The following is a 17,606-nucleotide window of genomic DNA, read 5'->3' as shown; positions in this document are numbered from 1 at the left end:
AATGACAGAACCCTCCGCCGAACCATGGCGGAGGGTTAAACAGCCCACCAGATCAACCCGGTGGCGAGGCCAGGGTCCAGGGATTCGAGGTCATTACCACTGCGCCTTGTTCCGTTACCCGGACTGTATCGCTGCAACCAATTCCCCAGTACCCCGGAATCCGCAGACAAACAGGCAGGTGAAACACCATTCCCGGTTCAAAAACCGCTGACTGTCGACGGGCAATATAGCCTGATCCTTCCACCCAGGACGGCGGAAACTGCGCGCCTACTGCGTAACCAAACACCCCGGAAAAAAATACATCTCCGGCCAAAGGCTCCAGTACCTTGTCTGCAGCCATAGCCGCTGAGTCAAAACTTCGCCCCGGCTCCATGGCGCCAACCAGAGTATCCACCACACGCCGACAGCCACCGAAGACTTCCTGCATACGTTTCGTAGGCTTGCCGGCGACGACTGTACGCATCATCGGTGCAGTATAACGCTGCCAGGATGCCCCAAATTCCAGAAATACTGGTTCTCCCTCCTGCACTTCAAATCGTTTGTGATTGGTATGGATCACGCTACTGCGGCGCCCTGCCACGACTATCGGTTGCATGCTCATAAACTCACTGCCGGCACGCAACATTGCCTCGGCGCCGGCAGCGGCAATCTCACTATCGGTAACACCCGGCCGTACCAGAGCAGCTGCGGCATCCAGCCCAAGACCAGTGATATCAGCACTGCGCTGCAGGCACTCCAGTTCAGCGGTCGATTTCACAATACGCAGCTGTTTCAGCAGAGCCGAGGCGTCTGCAAATTCACAACGGGGCAGCCGCTGACGCAGTCCTTCAATAACGCCATATCGCAAAGAACCATGCCAGCAATCGATTCCAACGCCAGCCCCGGCACTCGCCAGCGCGTCGGCAAGAGGATCAAGCACCTCGCTCACACTCTCCCAGCGGTAGCCCACCACCTGATCCACTCGCGTGGTAACCATTGCCGGCCCCATTTCAATTGACGGCACCTGTAGCAAAAGCGATGAAGGACTGACCACCAGGGCAACATGAACGGAAACTTCAAAGGTGCTGTATCCGGTGAGGTAGTAGATATCGGATGGATCCGTAACCAGCAGCGCCCCGAGTTGCCGGGCCGCGATCAGGGCCCTTAGACGCTGCAGGCGTAGCTCAAATTCGGCCGGCGGGAACGGGCATTCGCTTCCCCTGAGCTGACCGGCCAGAACCTTTTGATAGGCTTTGAAGTCCATAAGCACTCTCCTGAAAGCAGTTCAAGTGTGGCTCGCTATTGGAGAGTGCGCCCAAATGCCGGATCCTTCAAATCCGGCGTGCTATTTTTGTGGGGACAGGAAGCGTGCAAGCTGGCTTCCAATGGATTCAACCGGTTCGGTAATTGCCTGCTGAATACTCCCGGTAACGGTTTTTGAAAACGCCGACCCTGCTCCGCTTTCCAGGAAGTCGATATACAGACCCATTTCCTGGGAACTGATGTTTTCATAGGTATGCAGATAACTGTCATAAACCTGTTGTTCCACAACACCCCGGATTGTTTCCCGCTGGTTTTCTATGCTCTGCCTGAGTTCATCGTAATTCCCTGAACCACTGCTGAACGCAGCCATGGCGCTTGCCAGCCCCAGCTGCACGGCAATGGTAGTATCCACTGCACTTTCAGTGGCGCGGGATGCACGATCAAAGCGCTCAAACATCCGGGCGCGGTCAGTGCCCTTGTACTTCCTGTTCAGCTCCATCGCTCTGGCCTGTATCTGCTGCCATGCGGCGGGATCTGAAGCTGCTATTTCTGCCGCTGAGATCTTCTGTGCAACGGGGGTTTTATACCAGCTCTCTACCGCCTCAAGCTGGCTCCCTGAAAGTTCCTGCTCCAGACTCTTAACAATCTGTTGCTCTATGTCCACAGCACGGAAGCTGTTCGTGACCACATACCCAATGGTGTCGGCAACCATGGGCGGTAACTGCTGATTGCGCTTCAGCCCTTCGCGGATGCCTTCGCTCATCATTGCGGGGTAGCGCTCTACAATGTCATCGACGGGCGATGCTGCCAGAACCTGCTGGGCACTGGGTGCAGCCATAACTGACCCGGCCAGGAACAGACCACTGAATAAAAGAGGTTTAACTAGGGTACCAAGCTTCATTTAACTATCATCCTGTTTGATGGATGCTGCGTTTATGACACGCACTCCCTCCCCTGAGCAAGCAATCCATGGGTTCCGGAGATGACAGTTTGGTAGGAAAATTCTGGAAACCTGCACGTCCGCGCAGGAGACGGCGACAGACACGCCGTAATCGATGGAAATCCCGCCTGAAATGGTACGGCCTTCCGGTTATCGGGTTGCTTATCGGGACCTGGGCAACTTTACGCTTCAGCCTGCTAGCTCCCGAACCGCCTGTAAACCCCGACAATTTATGTGACATTTTCCGGGAACATACGGTCTGGTATGACTACGCACGCAGCTCTCAGGAAAGATGGGGAACCCCCATAGCCACACAGATGGCTTTTGTATATTACGAATCGTCCTTCCGCAGCCACGCCAAGCCACCAAGGACCCAGTTATGGGGAATTATTCCCTGGACCCGGCCGACCACAGCCTACGGCTATGCCCAGGCTCTGGATCCGGCATGGGGGGAATACCTCGCCGCGAATGGCGATGGCCTGTTTACAGTGCGTACCGATATGGCGTACGCACTGGATTTCGTAGGCTGGTACAACCATCTGACCCATCAACAGCTTGGCATTCCATTTCACAGCCCACGCCAGCTATACCTTGCATACCACGAGGGTCGCGGCGGCTACGCCCGAAGAACATTTGCCCGTAAACCCGGGGTGACAACTCTGGCTTCCCGGGTTCAGAACCGGGCCTTCCGGTACGATAACCAGCTCAAATCCTGTGAACAGGAATTCCAGTGCTGGCGCTGGTACCAATTCTGGCCATTCTGCGGCTGAACCCTGGCCACCAGACGATCACGCGGTTGGGTTAAACTCAATCATCGATGCCTGGGCCTGCAACCGTTCAACCAGAAACTCCATCACAATTCGTACCCTTGCCATTTGCTGGGTATCCTGACTTACGTGCACCCACAAATCGACGCTTTCACCTTCAATCGGATCTGACAGGCGGCGCAACTCTTTTGTGCCCTCACCCAGATAGCAGGGCAAAACAGCCAGCCCCGCACCGGCTCTGGCCAGCGAGTACATCGCATTCAGGCTGTTACACCGAATGACTGAAGTAGCGTTTTTCAGCTGTTTACGGTACCAGCGCCCCGTTGCCAGATGGCTGAAGGTCTCATCCGGAATAATCCAGAGGCAGTCTTCAGGCTGATTTTCAATGTCCATATTGCGATGGCGGCGGCAATAACCGGCGGAGCCGTAAACCGCAGATTCAATCGCCGCGATACGCTCACCTTCCAGGGTTGCCTGGGGTTTGTTCTCAGGTCGCAAAGTCAGGTCTGCTTCCCTGTGGGTGAGGTTGGTGACGTCGTTATCGGTGAGCACTTCCAGCTCAATATCCGGGAACTCACGCACCAGCTCAGCCAGAACCGGCCCGAGCAGTTCACTCATCATTGTGTCTTCGGCTGCCACACGCACCTTTCCTACGGGTGCAGAGTCCTGTCCAACCAGTTTACGCTCGAGATTTTCCATCTCAACAGCGAGCTTTTCGGCATTGCGGAAAGCAGTTTCCCCCACGGGAGTCAGCTGTAAACCATCGCGATTTCGTTCAAAAAACTGCACACCCAGCGACTCTTCCATCTGGTCCAGCCGGCGTAAAACCGTGGTTTGGTGCACACCCAATAATTCTCCGGCTTTTGCGAGCGTTCCGCCTATTGCCAAAGCATGTATATATCGTAGATAATCCCAGTCCATAGCTACTGCATATTTGCAACGTGAGTACGGATTTTAACGTATTTAAGCTGCAAAAAAATATCTTTAGTATTCATCATAAATTCGGGTCAATCCCTTTATTCATTTACATCAAGTTACCAGCCAAGGAGGAAGTCGCTATGGCCCAAAAGCACATCGCAACCGTTCACCCGCTACCGTCCAGTATCCTCCACAACAGTGCTGGAGTAAGAAGTCAGCACACCCGTGCGGCTGCAAAGATGGCAGTAAATTTCGTGAGCCGCAAGCTGCGCTCCTTTAACCGCAGAGCTGTAGCTGTAACAGATATCACCCAGATGCAGGGTGGCCACTGAACTCCAGCAGGGCAAACGCAAAGAGCTGCGCTAAATAGCGCAGCCCTGAAAGCAAGAGCCAGGCTGAAAACGCCGACGATTCTCAAAAGAATCTGTCGGCGTTTTGCATTACGCGGTCAGAATTCCCAGATCACTTTTCTTTTCTGTTCAAACCATTCATCCATTTTACGGTTGTAAACATCCTCGATCACATTACGCTTGATCTTCATGGTGGGTGTGAGCATCCCGTTCTCCATCGTCCAGGGTTCTTTCACCAGTACCACGAACTCAATCTTTTCGTGTGCTTCACAGCCTTCGTTCACCGCATCCAGTTCATCAGACAACTCCTGCTCCAGTCCATCCCGGTTCATCCCTGTAGCCAGCCCCTCCCGGACTTCTTCCGAAAGCAACAACATCAGGCAAGGCTGAGGCTGGTTCGCACCAGCTGCGCATACAACTTCCACCGACGGGTGGTTAAACCGGTTTTCTATAGGCACAGGCACCACATACTTGCCCTTCGAGGTTTTGAACAGGTCTTTCACCCGGCCGGTGATCCGCAGGTAGCCGTCGGCGTTGATTTCGCCCATGTCACCCGTCTTCAGGAAACCGTCACCCGTAACGTCCTCCCGGGTTTTCTCTTCATTCCGATAGTAGCCCAGCATCATTCCCGGGCTTTTTACCTGCAACTCACCACCATCGCCAATGCGATGCTCAACGCCGGGACTCGCCACACCCACATAACCGGTTCTGGCCTGCTCAGGCCTGCTGGCATGGGAGTATCCGAAGTTCTCCGTCATGCCGTAAACCTCCAGCAGTTCCAGCCCGAGGTTGCGGTACCAGGTGATAATCTCCTCCGATAAAGGCGCGGCCCCGGTCAACGCGGCACGGCAATGGTCCAGCCCCAATTGCCGGAGCACCTTCTTCTTTACCATTGAACCAATAAACGGAATGCTGAATAGCAGTTTCTGTTTTTTGAGGGGTAGTTTGGCATTAACTCCCAGATAGAACTTCATCCATAGCCGCGGAACAGAGAAGAACAGAGTTGGCCGGGCACGTTGCAGATCCTGCTGAAAGGTGTCCAGCGTGTCGGCAAAATACACATGGAAACCGAAATACAGCGATTGGGTTTCCACTGCGGCCCTTTCTGCCACGTGAGCCAGCGGAAGGTAAGACAGCATACGGTCGTTTGCTGAAACCGTAAAAACCTGCTGTAAACCGTCGGCAACCGACATCATGGCGCGGAAATTGTGCATAACCCCTTTGGGCCGCCCGGTACTTCCTGATGTGTACGCAATGGTAGCCAAGGCATCAGGGTCCGGCATTTTCGGTAACGCAGGAAGAGTTTCAGCAATGATGTCCAGCCACTGGGGACAATCTGACATCGGCGACATGGGCAGGGAAATGACAGGAAGATTCGATGGAATATGGCTTTTAATATCGTTCCAGCCATCCGCTGTACCGTCAAGCTTGCCCAGGAACAGCAGTTTTGATTCGCTGTGCTCAAGAATATAAGCGGCAGCTTCACCCGTAAGGGTGGGATATAAGGGCACAGATACATGTCCGGCAGCCCAGATGGCCAGATCCGCCAGAATCCAGTGCGCACTGTTTTTGCCCAGAATCGCGATATTGCCAGGCTCCGGAAGATCAAGACTCCGGAGATGGGCCGCCATTCGTGAAACCTGATCGGCCGCCTGCTTCCAGGTGATGTCTTCTACTGTGCCATCAGGATAGGGCTGGGTCAGATATACATTGTCCGGGATCTGCTCCGCCCAGTAATACAAGCAGTGCAGAGATGTCTGCCTGAGGATATCCACTGCCATGAAAAACTCCTTGTTGTTGTTATCGTTTATGGATCTGGAATCAGCCTCAGAACCAAATCAGGGCCAGTTTCATACTAGCGTGTTTTTTCGAGAGCTCAATGGCATGTCTCCCGGCTCATTAAGCGCGGGCGCGAGAAATTGATTATTTTTTGTGACATTAATCAATATTGGTCTAGAGTGAAAAATGAAGCGTATCGAATTTCATAACTCATAGGAGATCACCATGAGACAGTCGACTCGCTCTTTCCTGATTTTTCCAGCCTGGGGCATTATTCTGCTCGGTTCAGCAGTTTTCTTTTATAGTGCCTACACGGGCATGTTGGGTTCCTGATACCCAAGGCAGAGCTAATGGCTCTGGAAAGCGTTAACGCCGAAAGCGGGTTTCCAGAACAACCGCGGAATTAGTGCGCTCAACACCTTCGAGATTACCAATCTCGTCCAATATGGCACTGAGCCCCTCCAGAGACTGTGCCTCAACGATTGCTATGAGGTCGTATTCACCACTTACCGAGAACAACTGAGACACCTGGCTGATTCCCTCAAGCGCGGAATTTGTTCGCGCAGTCAGCTTCTGGGCAACTTTTATCGAAACATGAGCCTCCACCTGGCTGGACGAAAAGGCCCCACCTAACTGCACGGAATATCCTGTAATCACACCGCTGCTTTCCAGACGGGCAATGCGGTTTTGCACCGTTGAGCGCGACATATTCAGGGCTTTGGCTATATCCGTAATACTGGTTCTGGCGTTCCGGCGCAGCAGCATAAGCAGCTGTTCGTCTTTGTTTCCGATCATTTTGCTCACCTGGTTATTCAATATGTAAAAATCATAGGCTATTTCGCGCAAAATGCATCTGCAATCTGCCAGCGCATAGCTTCATACTGTCCCGAAACAACGCCAGGTTGCAGCCAATGATCATTCGCCCGATTACCGACACAGATCTGGACACTCTGTATAAAATTGCCAGTGAATCCGGCCCGGGGTTCACTTCCCTCATGCCCGACCGGGAGGCTCTGGCGCAAAAGATCGCCCATTCCACGGCCAGTTTTGAGCGCAGCGTTACCCGTCCGGCTGACGAGCACTACCTGTTCGTTCTGGAGGATGAGATAACCGGCGATATCCTGGGCACCACAGGCATAGAAGCAAATGCAGGGCATACGCTGCCGCTTTACCACTTCCGGCGCAATACGGTCACCCATCACTCCCGGGACCTGAACCTTCGCCGAAGTGTTGAAACCCTTACTCGCTGTAATCATTACACCGGCTATTCCGAGATCTGCTCTCTTTATCTGCGGCCGGAGTTCCGTCGGGCCAATGCAGGCAAACTGCTGTCCAGGGTACGCTTCCTGTTTATGGCACAGCATTCGGAACGCTTTTCAGACAAGGTTATTGCTGAAATGCGCGGTGTATCCGACAGTTCCGGCAAGTCTCCGTTCTGGAACTGGCTGAGAACACATTTCGTCGACATGGAATTCGACCAGGCAACACACCTGCTTGGCACGGGCTACACTGACTTCATCGACGAACTCATGCCTTCCCACCCGCTCTACACCTGTCTGATGAGCCCGGAGGCAAGGGCTGTTCTCAGCCAGGTACACAAGGATACCCGGGCAGCCTTGCGGATACTGGAAGCCGAAGGATTTCAGCACAATGGCTTCATCGACCTGTTTGATGGAGGGCCGACTGTTGAGTGTGGTCTGGCCGACATTCGCAGCGTAAGATTATCTTCTGCATGCACCGTCAGAATTGATGAAACGAATGCAGAGGCTGGCAATGATTTTGGGCAGAAAAACAAACCAGCTCTGATCACGAACACAGGCACAACAAACTTCCGGGCAGTCGTTACATCCGAAGTGTCTGCCCGGCAGGATACACTGATTATTCCCCCTGCCCTTGCTGGCAAACTGCGCCTCGATAATGGCAGCCACGCGCGTGTTCTGCCTTTAAACCAGGCGGCACCGGCACACACCCGAAACACGACCACGGAGTTAAACTATGCATACTGATCGAAATACCCTGTTCGAGAAGCTCTGGCAAAACTATAGCGATGTGACACCTTCGGCTGCGCAAATCCACAGTATTCTGGGAGCCGAACAAGACCAGGTGATCGTCAACGACCATATAGCCCTGCGAACGTTTAACCTGGCACCTGTTGGTCTGGACGCTCTTGCACAGCATTTTCTTGCACTGGGATATCGCGAAGGGGGCGAATACCACTTCAAAGCCAAGAAACTCTATGCCCGGCATTACGAGCACGCCGACCCGGAAGCTCCAAGAGTATTCATTTCAGAGCTACTGACGGAACAGTGCTCGCCAGAACTTCAGGCGACTGTAAAAAAGCTGGTGGCAGGGGTAACAAAGGAAGAGGTTACAGCTGACAATTTCCTGTACTCAGGCAGGCACTGGAATCTGGATTACAACACATATCGCAGTCTGCTCGAAGAAAGCGAATATGCCGCCTGGCTCGCTGCCTGGGGCTATCGCGCCAACCATTTCACTGTAAGTGTGAATCACTTGCAGCGTTTCCATACGGTCGCCGATGTAAACCAGCTTCTGAAAGACAAAGGGTTCACAGTGAACTCTTCTGGCGGCGAAGTTAAAGGATCACCCAAGGACCTTCTTGAACAGTCCTCGACCATGGCCGACCGGGTTCCCGTGACATTCAGCGACAGGGATACCACCATTCCCAGCTGCTTTTATGAATTCGCACTACGCTACAACAAACCTGACGGCAGTCTCTATAACGGTTTTGTTGCGGCCTCAGCAGACAAAATTTTCGAGAGCACCCACTCCAGTATATAAAGGCTTCATGATGTCAAACTGGACATATCGCTTACCCGTAGTTACAAAGGGATAACCTTTTTACAACGGCGCGGCCGGCCGTCATTGTCTACTTTTCAGATACGGGTAAGTTTCAGATACCGCGGGTCAGAAACTGCCGGAAGCCATACAACAACAAAAATGTGGTGGAGGGGCTACTCAGATCGCCTCCACCAAGGAGAAACCATGTCTGCGTCCACCAATCACCTAGAAGAACGCACACGGGATTCGGGCGAACTGCTCGAGCACATAATGCCGACAGCAATCACGCTTGCCATGATGCTGCGTCACAAGAAAATGGCTGCATGGCTACGCTCCGAATTCGATGGCTACCAGGATCGTGATGCGGCTCCTCCCTATCGCCTTGATTTGCCCGGTCATATCGTCGCTAAATCGCCGCAATATGGATGGATTCCTGCTCCTGTGGTTGATGACCGGCAGAAACTTGAGTTTGGGCATATCGATCTTATCGAGGGCACCAAGTCTCTGGAAAAAATCTGCGTCAACAGCAAAAAAGGTGATGGCAACCGCTTATTGCTGGACGAAGAGGACATGGCCACCTTGCAAAAACAGATCAACCTGAGTGCAGAGCTGGCTATCAATCTCAGTCGTGATGTTTACTCCCGTCTGCTCAGAACCGTCAGGGGGGCTGTTTACCTGTGGACCCAGGCACTTATTGAAAAAGGGCTGGAGGGAGAGCATAACCACTACAGCCCCGAAGAGCGCGCTCTCGTCGTAGACCTGGACGACCCGGAATACTTCTGGCGCAGAGCCATGGATGAGCTGGACCAACTGCCAATTCCTGATGTGCGTTCCGCGGGCTTTTTCGAGAAGATGTTCGGACGGGCAAGCTGAGCTAGACTAACTCCTTGTTCCCGGACAAACCCGTATTTGTTCAACGCAACAAGGAGTAATGATGAAGCCTGTTTCCACACTTCTGCTGGCTTGCCTTCTTACGTTGGCGGGCTGTCAGTCGCTGTCAGATAAAAAGCCGGCCGGCGAGCCCGACAACGAAAATCTGCCTTCAGGCTCCGGAACCAGCGATCACAATACTGTTTTCCTCAGTGCCCAGCATTGCCTGAGCGAGTATGTGCGCGATCAGAGCAGAGTTCATTATGGCCCCTGCCTCAAAATTATCAGTGTAGGCGACTCAACACCACAGGTCCGGGATGATGGTTTTATAGAGCTGCCCGTGGCCACTTCGGTGACCCTTGGCGTTAGCTGCGTTTACCGCCATGCAGACGGATCACCCATTCCCCTGACCATGGAAACAACCGAATTCAGTATTACACCGCAGACGTTTACTGAAACAGGAAAACGCTGGTATCTGCACGCAAACACCAAGGCAAGACAGGTTGTCGGCTGTGTACCGACATTATCCCGCTCAACTGCACCCACCTACAGAACGGACTGACGGCTTGAAACAGTTTCTACAAAATTCGCAAAATATACCTCTGGCCGTAAGAGTCCAGCCTTTATGACGCCTGATATCAGTATCGTCTGGCTTGGAGCTTTGGCCAGCCTGCTGGCGGGTCTTGCCACGGGCATTGGCGCCCTTGCGGTCTTCTTCGTGAAAACCCTGTCTGACCGATTGCAGGACAGCATGCTGGCCGGGGCTGCGGGCGTGATGCTTGCAGCCTCATTTTTCTCATTGCTGCTCCCGGGGCTGGAGCATGGGGAGGCACTGCTAGGCTCTACCTGGGCGGCAGCACTGCTGGTGATCTTCGGGATATTATCCGGTGCAGGGGCTCTTTACTATATTCATCAGAGACTTCCCCATGAACACTTTACTCTTGGGCCTGACGGCCCTGACGCCTCACACATACGCCGCATCTGGCTCTTTATTATTGCCATAACCCTGCATAACTTTCCGGAAGGGATGGCCGTGGGCGTTGGTTTTGCCGGGGGAGATGTACGCAACGGCTATGTTCTGGCAATAGGAATCGGCATCCAGAACATTCCCGAAGGCCTCGCCGTTGCCGTCTCACTGATGGCTATTCAGTACTCCCGGGCCAGAGCCTTCACAATTGCCCTGCTGACAGGGCTGGCCGAACCCATCGGAGGCGTATTCGGTGCTGCCATGGTATGGCTGGCTGAACCGGTTATGCCATGGACTCTGGGCTTTGCTGCCGGCGCTATGCTCTTCATTATCAGCAATGAAATTATCCCCGAAACCCACAGGAACAGCTACAAAACGCTGGCTACCTTCTCACTGCTTGCAGGCTTTGTTGTAATGATGTTTCTGGATGCCACATTGGGTTGATGCATTAAATCGCTATGGAGAAATCACCTTGCCCGACAACAACAAAACAGCGGGTCCGTTTGAGTTTGACTATATAGTGGCCGGAGCCGGAACAGCCGGCTGCCTGCTTGCCAATCGCCTGAGCGCCAACCCTGAAAACAGGGTTCTGCTGATAGAAGCCGGTGGGCGTGACAACTATCACTGGATTCATATCCCGGTGGGTTATCTCTACTGTATCGATAATCCACGCACGGACTGGTGTTTCCGCACAGAGCCGGCGCCTGGGCTCAACAACCGGTCACTGATATACCCTCGCGGCAAGACCCTTGGCGGCTGCTCCAGCATCAACGGCATGCTGTATATCCGTGGTCAGGCAAGGGATTATGACCGATGGGCGGAGATAACCGGCGACGACGCCTGGAGCTGGAACAATTGCCTGCCGGACTTCATGCGCCATGAGGATCATTATGGCCTGGATGATGGAGACCATACAGATAGCTCCCATGAACAATTCCACGGCCATGGGGGAGAATGGCGGGTGGAGCGCCAGCGCCTGAAATGGCAGGTTCTTGAAGACTTTGCGGCGGCAGCGGTTCAGGCAGGCGTGCCACGCACAAAAGACTTCAACCGTGGCAACAATGAAGGTGTGGATTATTTTGAGGTAAACCAACGTGCTGGCTGGCGCTGGAATACCTCCAAGGCTTTTTTGCGGCACGCCTCGAAAAGGCCCAACCTCACTGTCTGGCATTCCACACAGGTTTTACGGCTGGAAATGAACACAGATGGAGAGCAGCCAAGGTGCACAGGAGTGCGCGTGGCTGCTGCCAGTTCAGGTAGTGAAACACTCGCACTGGCCAGCCGCGAAGTCATTCTCTCCGCCGGTTCGATCGGTTCGCCCCAGCTTCTGCAACTATCCGGAATCGGGCCATCAGATCTGCTTAAGGAGATGAATATTCCAATAGTTGCAGACTTGCCAGGCGTAGGTGAAAACCTGCAGGATCACCTGCAAATCCGCTCGGTTTACAAGGTAAGTAACGCACTCACCCTGAACACCATGGCAAATTCCCTGACAGGCAAGGCCCGGATTGGCCTCGAATACCTGCTTAAACGCTCTGGCCCCATGAGCATGGCTCCCTCACAGCTGTGTGCGTTTACCCGCAGTTCAGAAGAATACGACTACGCCAACATCCAGTATCACATCCAACCCCTGAGCCTGGATGCTTTCGGCCAGCCACTGCATAGCTTTCCGGCGATTACCGCAAGCGTGTGCAACCTGAACCCTACCAGCCGGGGCACTGTGCGTATCCGCAGCAGCAACCCTTTTGAGGCGCCAGCTATTGCTCCCAATTATCTGAGCACTGCTGAGGACCGGAAGGTTGCGGCAGACTCATTGCGAGTAACACGCCGCATCGCCGGGCAGCCCGCCTTTGCAAAATATCAGCCTGAGGAATACAAACCTGGAACACAGTATCAGACCGACGAAGAGTTAAGCCGGCTGGCCGGAGACATAGGGACCACGATTTTTCATCCCGTGGGCACCACCCGCATGGGACGGGCAGACGATGCAATGGCCGTTGTGGACTCTCACCTGCGGGTCAGAGGCGTAAAGGGTTTGCGTGTGGCAGACGCGGGGGTGATGCCCGTGATTACCAGTGGCAATACCAACTCCCCAACCCTAATGATTGCCGAGAAAGCGGCAGGGTGGATTCTGAGCGGCGATCAGGCTGTCTGAACAGACCGCCTTTCCACAACTAGAGATCCTTCAGGTACTGCAACCCGGAAAGCTGATTCATCTGGCCACGGATCCAGAACACTCTATCCCGGACATAGGCTGACGGTTCTGTAACACTCAGCACTTCAGGGTTAGGCAAAACCGCCGCAAGCCGCGCAGCTTGCGCGGCAGACAGCTGGCGGGCAGGAATACCGAAGTAGATCCGGCTCGCAGCCTCCACACCGTATATTCCGGGGCCGAACTCGGCGATATTGAGATAGACCTCCAGAATCCTCCGTTTCGGCCAAACCCCGTCTACAGCAAGCGCAAGCCCGGCTTCCAGTGTTTTACGAACAAAGCTGCGACCATTCCAGAGAAACAGGTTTTTTGCCGTCTGCTGGGTAATCGTGCTGGCCCCTCTGAGCCCTTCACCCGCGTGATACTCAGCCAGCGCCTTGCGAATAGCTGCAAAATCAATACCCCAATGATCCGGAAAGCGCTGATCCTCACTGGCAACAACCGCAAGCGGCATCCACGGAGAAATCTCTGAAAAACTGACCCATTGCTGCTGCACTTCCTGGCGAGGGTGGGCCAGACTGTAACTGACAATAAACGCAGAAGTTGGCGGGTTAACATACCGGAACAGAAACAGCAGAGAGGCAAATAACAGGGCCAGAGCGAATAACACCCAGACCACCCCACGTATAACCCCTTGTACGATCGATTTCCGGGCCATAAATGCGTTACCTGAGCTCTGACTGCCGGGTTGCAGACTCGCCGGTACCAACTATTGTTGAGCCGATAACACGCAGGCAGTGTTTATGACACTCTACGTGCAAAGGTGTATTACCCGCCTCGTCACCGTCCACGGTTACAGTCTTGGGCCTGGATGTCAGAATATCGCAGCGTCTCCCCTTCAACTGCACAACAGTACTGGTACGCTTCGGGGATTTACCACTAAACCGAACCATAAGAAATGTAAGAAGCAGTTGCAGCAAAGGCCGGGGTTTTACGGCAATGATATTCAGAAGCCCATCATCTGCCCTGGCTTGCGGAATCTCGTTACCACCGCCAAAAAAAGCGCCACTGGACACCGCTATGGATAACCAGCGACCGCTCAGACATGCCTGATCACATGTGATTTCAGCATGAAAGCCCCGTTTGGCATTTACCCGGCGCAGTAACTCAAAGCCATAACTGAAACGGCCAAACAACTTTTTAGTGGTGCCCTGGGACTCCCTGACCGGAAGTGTTCCCAGGCCAATATGAGCGACGTTCAGGAATAACCCGTCGCCAAACTCAGCTACATCGACCATCTGCGTATCACCTCGCCGGACCAGTTCGCACACAGACGCGGGCTCTTCCGGTAAATCGAGGTTACGGGCGAAGTCATTTGCAGTACCCGATGGCAATACAGCCAGTGTTGCATTGCGTTCAAGGCATAAACGAGCACCGGAGTTGACCGAACCGTCGCCGCCGGCAACCATGACAACATCACCCGGCTGTACCTGCGCCTCCCACGCCTTTCCCCCGAAATCACAACACTCGGGATCACTGATGCCGGCATTTTCCAGTTTTTCAAGCCAGAACTCCCGGCCCTTCTGGCAATCGCCTGCACCTGGGTTTGCAACCAGCCAATAGGTCATATCATATTTATCCCTGTATCTGCCCGCGGATGCTCAGGAAAACAATCGCCTTCAAGATACCTCAAACAAATCTCTACTGATGTTACGATCATGACACAGGGAGAAAGCCTTAACCGGGGCGCCTGTTTGAAACCACAAGAGCAACCCCGGCAATAGAAATAATTCCGCCGGTCATCGCCAGCAAGCCCAACCGTTCATCGAACAGCCAGAAAGCTTCCAGAGCCGTTACCGGGGGAACCAGATAGAACAGGCTGGCAACCTGGGAAGCCGCACCACGGCGAATCAACCACATCAGTAGCAGTATCGCACCGATGGAAACACCCAGAACCAGCCACGCGAGGGAAAGCTGTAACTGTACTGACCAGACTACCTCACGGGTTTCCAGCAGCAGCGCACCAGCGGCAAAAAACAATGCAGCGGCGCCATACTGAATAATGGTTCCAGCCACAAGATCTGCACCGGTGCCATGGCGCTTCTGATATACAGTACCAATGGAAATACCGGTCAGGGCAAGCAAGGCCCAGGCAAGTGTCCAGATCGGAAAGCCCGACCCCGGGCTATCGCCCCCAAACTTCTCAATCAAAACCAGAGTTACACCCAGCAACCCTAACCCTAACCCCAGCCACTGCCTGCCAGAGACGGATTCTTTAAGAACAAGAACCGCCGCACCTGCTGTCACCAGAGGTTGCAGGCCCACCACCAAAGACACTATGCCGGCAGGCATCTCGCCCTGGATAGCGTAATAGGTACCTCCAAGATAACAGCCGTGAACCAGCAACCCTGTCACAGCGAGGTGTCCCGCAGCCCTCCATCCCGGCCAGCGGGTTTTGAGCAGCCAGGCCAGTCCAAGAAGCAGCACGAGCGTCAGGAGCATGCGGATCAACAGGAGGGTAAACGGCTCCGCATAGGGCAAGCCATACTTGGCACCAATAAAGCCGGTGCTCCATAACCAGACAAACAGAGCGGGGACGAAAAATGAATAGAACAAAGATTGCATAAGGAAGCTGCCGGGGTCAGGTATCTGAAACGTCAGTCAGTTTAGAGTCCAACTTGCATGCGGAACAGATACAGACACCCGACCTGACAACCATTACAGATGGCACCGGGAATCAGAACAAGTGCGCAATCAGCTTGTGATTATGGATTGTAGCTTCTGGGTCAACTCCACAGCCTCGCTGCCAAGAGGTGTGAGGTAGCCGCCGTCATCCCGGGTAATCAGGCCTTTGGCAAAAAGCCGCTCTGCGGCCTCAACGGTTTCGGGCGCCGCATCGTGCCGGTGCACTTTGATACCTGCCTGGCCAGAGGAGGATTCAAACTGTGACAGCAGGTTAAGCTCGGCAATATGATCTGGAGAAAATGGCATTGTGATTCCTTGTATGTTTTTAGTGGTCAGATACTTTCAGATTTTTTGTAATCATCAAGGGTCAAATCCCGCTCAGTTTCATTCCACTGTTCGGAAAGTGTTTCATACGCGTCCGAGAAGCCTTTCCTGGCCCGTTCCCATGCTGACGCAGAGCTCGCCTTGAGCTCGTTATACCAGCCCTGAACCCGCTCGCGCTGTTCGCGCAAAGAGGCCAGGCTATCCTGCGAGCGTTCCCGCGCAGTATTGCTCATATCATCCCAGTTTTCCGAAAGCTCTTGCTCAAGCTCGGCAATCCGCTTATCAAGTGCGGTGAGCGTCCGGTTAATTGAGTCTTCTGCCTGGTCCTTCTGGTCCACACCGTATTCCCGCAATGCCTCGCCAAGCTCCTGGCTTTCCTGCCTGAGCCTTTCTACCGCCGAATCAGTTGATTCTGCCTGCAGAGGCGCTGTAAACGCGCAGGAAACCAGAGCAAACAGAACACCGATTGTATGCTTAAGGACCATAAATTACTCCTAGGCTGCACTCTTCAAGAATAGCAGTAGCGCAACGATTACAATATCACGGCTTTGAGCTTACCTTATAAAAGTGTAACTAGCTGTCAATAAAGTCGACTTATATCAATAAAAACAAAACTTTAAAAATCAAAAAAACAGTAAAAAACTGCCCTGAGCGTGTTGCTGGCATAGCTGGAATTTGTGCATTGACGTCGCGTGTGCCACGTTGAAATGGAATCCAGTTAAGGAGGAAAGATTATGCTTTATTGGGCTGTAGTTTGCTTTATCGTCGCTATTATTGCGGGTGTCCTTGGTTTTGGGGGCATTGCCGGAACAGCGGCAGGCATCGCCAAAGTACTTTTCTTTATCTTTCTCGTTCTGCTTGTAATTTCTCTGGTCGCCAATGCATTACGCGGACGGGGGCCCAAAATCTAGCACTTTGTGTGAAGCAAAGCAGTGTTTCAGCCCGGGCATCTGCGACATGCCCGGGCCTGCCCTTCCCGGTAACATTTCTCCGACAAGACATAATGTCATTTCTGTGCGGTGACGCCGTATAATTTCAACAGCCTGCGTTTAGAATGCGCAGCAACACGACTGTTGAGATTGAGCTTTCCGTGAGTCACAAATGATACGCCCCCGATATATCGCACTGACTTTATTGATCTGGCTCTCTACGCCGGCTACGGCAGATAGCATCAAGAGAATAGTGCACCCTGATGGGAGCGTTGAATATACCAACGTTAAGAGCAACAACTCGGGGCGCGCCTCCAGCAAAAACGAGACTGTGTTCCGCTACAAAGACGATAACGGCATTGTTGCTTACAGCGGAACCCGGCCTTCTGTAGCAGATTTCGACGTCATCAGCTTCTACTGCTACGCCTGCAACCCGGACTCTAGTGTTAACTGGAGGACAACACCACTGTTCTCTGGCCGCTACGACACAGAAATCAAAACTGCAGCCGAAGAGCATGGCGTTGACCCCGCGCTGGTACGCGCGGTAATTCATGCAGAATCTGCATTCAACGAGAAAGCAGTATCTCCAGTGGGTGCGCAGGGGCTTATGCAACTGATGCCGGGAACGGCTCTGGAAGTTGGTGTCCAGAATGCCATGGTAGCAGCAGACAACATCCGTGGAGGGGTTACCTACCTGGCGAAAATGCTGAAGCGCTTCAAGGGTGATACCCGGCTTGCAACCGCAGCCTATAACGCTGGCCCGGGAGCCGTCAGCCGTTACGGCGGAGTCCCTCCCTATGCTGAAACCAAAGCTTACGTTGAGCGAGTAGACATACTGCGTGAACGGTATGCCGGTAACTGATCAGTAAACCGCCCCATCC

The 17,606-nt window shown here is 53.5% G+C and carries 20 protein-coding genes; 10 read left to right on the top strand and 10 right to left on the bottom strand.

Going from position 1 to position 17,606, the window contains the following annotated elements; translation table 11 throughout:
* Window positions 1-52 precede the first annotated feature (52 nt).
* A complete protein-coding gene (locus tag CPA50_RS03330; RefSeq protein ID WP_096781041.1) occupies window positions 53-1,243 on the bottom strand; it encodes a M24 family metallopeptidase in 1,191 nt (396 codons plus the stop codon).
* Window positions 1,244-1,324: 81 nt separating this feature from the next.
* The gene (locus tag CPA50_RS03325; RefSeq protein ID WP_096781040.1) at window positions 1,325-2,143 is read right to left on the bottom strand and encodes a DUF2059 domain-containing protein; all 819 of its coding nucleotides are present in this window, start codon (window positions 2,141-2,143) and stop codon (window positions 1,325-1,327) included.
* A gap of 167 nt (window positions 2,144-2,310) precedes the next feature.
* Here CPA50_RS03325 and CPA50_RS03320 point away from each other — a divergent pair, with 167 nt between their 5' ends.
* Window positions 2,311-2,952, top strand: a complete 642-nt coding sequence (locus CPA50_RS03320; RefSeq protein ID WP_096782313.1) for a lysozyme-like domain containing protein — start codon at window positions 2,311-2,313, stop codon at window positions 2,950-2,952.
* A gap of 18 nt (window positions 2,953-2,970) precedes the next feature.
* Here CPA50_RS03320 and CPA50_RS03315 read toward each other — a convergent pair whose 3' ends face one another.
* Window positions 2,971-3,870 carry a LysR family transcriptional regulator gene (locus tag CPA50_RS03315; RefSeq protein ID WP_096781039.1) on the bottom strand — a complete coding sequence of 300 codons (900 nt, stop codon included), beginning with the start codon at window positions 3,868-3,870 and terminating at the stop codon, window positions 2,971-2,973.
* A 137-nt stretch (window positions 3,871-4,007) separates the two neighbouring features.
* On the opposite strand from CPA50_RS03315, the gene CPA50_RS03310 reads away from it, so the two are divergent.
* Entirely contained in the window at window positions 4,008-4,199 is a 192-nt protein-coding gene (locus tag CPA50_RS03310; RefSeq protein ID WP_096781038.1) for a hypothetical protein, read from the top strand.
* Window positions 4,200-4,315: 116 nt separating this feature from the next.
* Here CPA50_RS03310 and CPA50_RS03305 read toward each other — a convergent pair whose 3' ends face one another.
* Complete coding sequence (locus tag CPA50_RS03305; RefSeq protein ID WP_096781037.1) at window positions 4,316-5,998, bottom strand: AMP-binding protein; 1,683 nt, start codon at window positions 5,996-5,998, stop codon at window positions 4,316-4,318.
* A gap of 364 nt (window positions 5,999-6,362) precedes the next feature.
* Complete coding sequence (locus CPA50_RS03300) at window positions 6,363-6,791, bottom strand: Lrp/AsnC family transcriptional regulator (RefSeq protein ID WP_096781036.1); 429 nt, start codon at window positions 6,789-6,791, stop codon at window positions 6,363-6,365.
* Between the two features lie 116 nt (window positions 6,792-6,907).
* Here CPA50_RS03300 and CPA50_RS03295 point away from each other — a divergent pair, with 116 nt between their 5' ends.
* The 6 genes from CPA50_RS03295 (at window position 6,908) to CPA50_RS03270 (ending at window position 12,790) form a co-directional block, all read left to right on the top strand.
* The gene (locus tag CPA50_RS03295; protein ID WP_096781035.1) at window positions 6,908-8,002 is read left to right on the top strand and encodes an arginine N-succinyltransferase; all 1,095 of its coding nucleotides are present in this window, start codon (window positions 6,908-6,910) and stop codon (window positions 8,000-8,002) included.
* Window positions 7,992-8,798 carry a DUF1338 domain-containing protein gene (locus CPA50_RS03290; protein ID WP_096781034.1) on the top strand — a complete coding sequence of 269 codons (807 nt, stop codon included), beginning with the start codon at window positions 7,992-7,994 and terminating at the stop codon, window positions 8,796-8,798. Before CPA50_RS03295 ends, CPA50_RS03290 begins: the two co-directional genes overlap by 11 nt.
* 204 nt (window positions 8,799-9,002) lie before the next feature.
* Window positions 9,003-9,671, top strand: coding sequence for a hypothetical protein (locus CPA50_RS03285; RefSeq protein WP_096781033.1), 669 nt, complete (start codon window positions 9,003-9,005; stop codon window positions 9,669-9,671).
* A 58-nt stretch (window positions 9,672-9,729) separates the two neighbouring features.
* On the top strand, window positions 9,730-10,230 hold the full coding sequence (locus tag CPA50_RS03280) for a hypothetical protein (RefSeq protein ID WP_227519473.1): 501 nt from the start codon (window positions 9,730-9,732) through the stop codon (window positions 10,228-10,230).
* Between the two features lie 63 nt (window positions 10,231-10,293).
* Window positions 10,294-11,079 carry a ZIP family metal transporter gene (locus CPA50_RS03275; RefSeq protein ID WP_096781031.1) on the top strand — a complete coding sequence of 262 codons (786 nt, stop codon included), beginning with the start codon at window positions 10,294-10,296 and terminating at the stop codon, window positions 11,077-11,079.
* Window positions 11,080-11,107: 28 nt separating this feature from the next.
* The gene (locus tag CPA50_RS03270; RefSeq protein WP_413772152.1) at window positions 11,108-12,790 is read left to right on the top strand and encodes a GMC family oxidoreductase; all 1,683 of its coding nucleotides are present in this window, start codon (window positions 11,108-11,110) and stop codon (window positions 12,788-12,790) included.
* Window positions 12,791-12,809: 19 nt separating this feature from the next.
* Here the strand turns inward: CPA50_RS03270 and mtgA are convergent, their stop codons facing one another.
* The 5 genes from mtgA to CPA50_RS03245 all read right to left on the bottom strand — a co-directional run bounded on the left by mtgA (window position 12,810) and on the right by CPA50_RS03245 (window position 16,281).
* Window positions 12,810-13,505, bottom strand: coding sequence for a monofunctional biosynthetic peptidoglycan transglycosylase (gene mtgA / locus CPA50_RS03265; protein ID WP_096781029.1), 696 nt, complete (start codon window positions 13,503-13,505; stop codon window positions 12,810-12,812).
* Window positions 13,506-13,512: 7 nt separating this feature from the next.
* On the bottom strand, window positions 13,513-14,415 hold the full coding sequence (locus tag CPA50_RS03260) for a diacylglycerol/lipid kinase family protein (RefSeq protein ID WP_096781028.1): 903 nt from the start codon (window positions 14,413-14,415) through the stop codon (window positions 13,513-13,515).
* A gap of 109 nt (window positions 14,416-14,524) precedes the next feature.
* Window positions 14,525-15,412 (bottom strand): DMT family transporter, encoded by an 888-nt coding sequence (locus tag CPA50_RS03255; protein ID WP_096781027.1) that lies wholly within the window; start codon window positions 15,410-15,412, stop codon window positions 14,525-14,527.
* Window positions 15,413-15,541: 129 nt separating this feature from the next.
* A complete protein-coding gene (locus CPA50_RS03250) occupies window positions 15,542-15,778 on the bottom strand; it encodes a TIGR02647 family protein (RefSeq protein ID WP_096781026.1) in 237 nt (78 codons plus the stop codon).
* Window positions 15,779-15,804: 26 nt separating this feature from the next.
* Entirely contained in the window at window positions 15,805-16,281 is a 477-nt protein-coding gene (locus CPA50_RS03245) for a hypothetical protein (RefSeq protein ID WP_227519472.1), read from the bottom strand.
* Between the two features lie 249 nt (window positions 16,282-16,530).
* Here CPA50_RS03245 and CPA50_RS03240 point away from each other — a divergent pair, with 249 nt between their 5' ends.
* Together CPA50_RS03240 and CPA50_RS03235 are read left to right on the top strand one after the other, a co-directional pair.
* Entirely contained in the window at window positions 16,531-16,707 is a 177-nt protein-coding gene (locus CPA50_RS03240) for a DUF1328 domain-containing protein (protein WP_096781025.1), read from the top strand.
* Window positions 16,708-16,897: 190 nt separating this feature from the next.
* Window positions 16,898-17,587, top strand: coding sequence for a lytic transglycosylase domain-containing protein (locus CPA50_RS03235; protein ID WP_096781024.1), 690 nt, complete (start codon window positions 16,898-16,900; stop codon window positions 17,585-17,587).
* Window positions 17,588-17,606: the final 19 nt, after the last annotated feature.

This window comes from Marinobacter sp. ANT_B65 (assembly GCF_002407605.1).
Taxonomy (GTDB): Bacteria; Pseudomonadota; Gammaproteobacteria; order Pseudomonadales; family Oleiphilaceae; genus Marinobacter.
The sequence above is the reverse complement of the archived record's forward strand: the minus strand, read 5'-3'. Positions and strand labels throughout refer to the sequence as shown.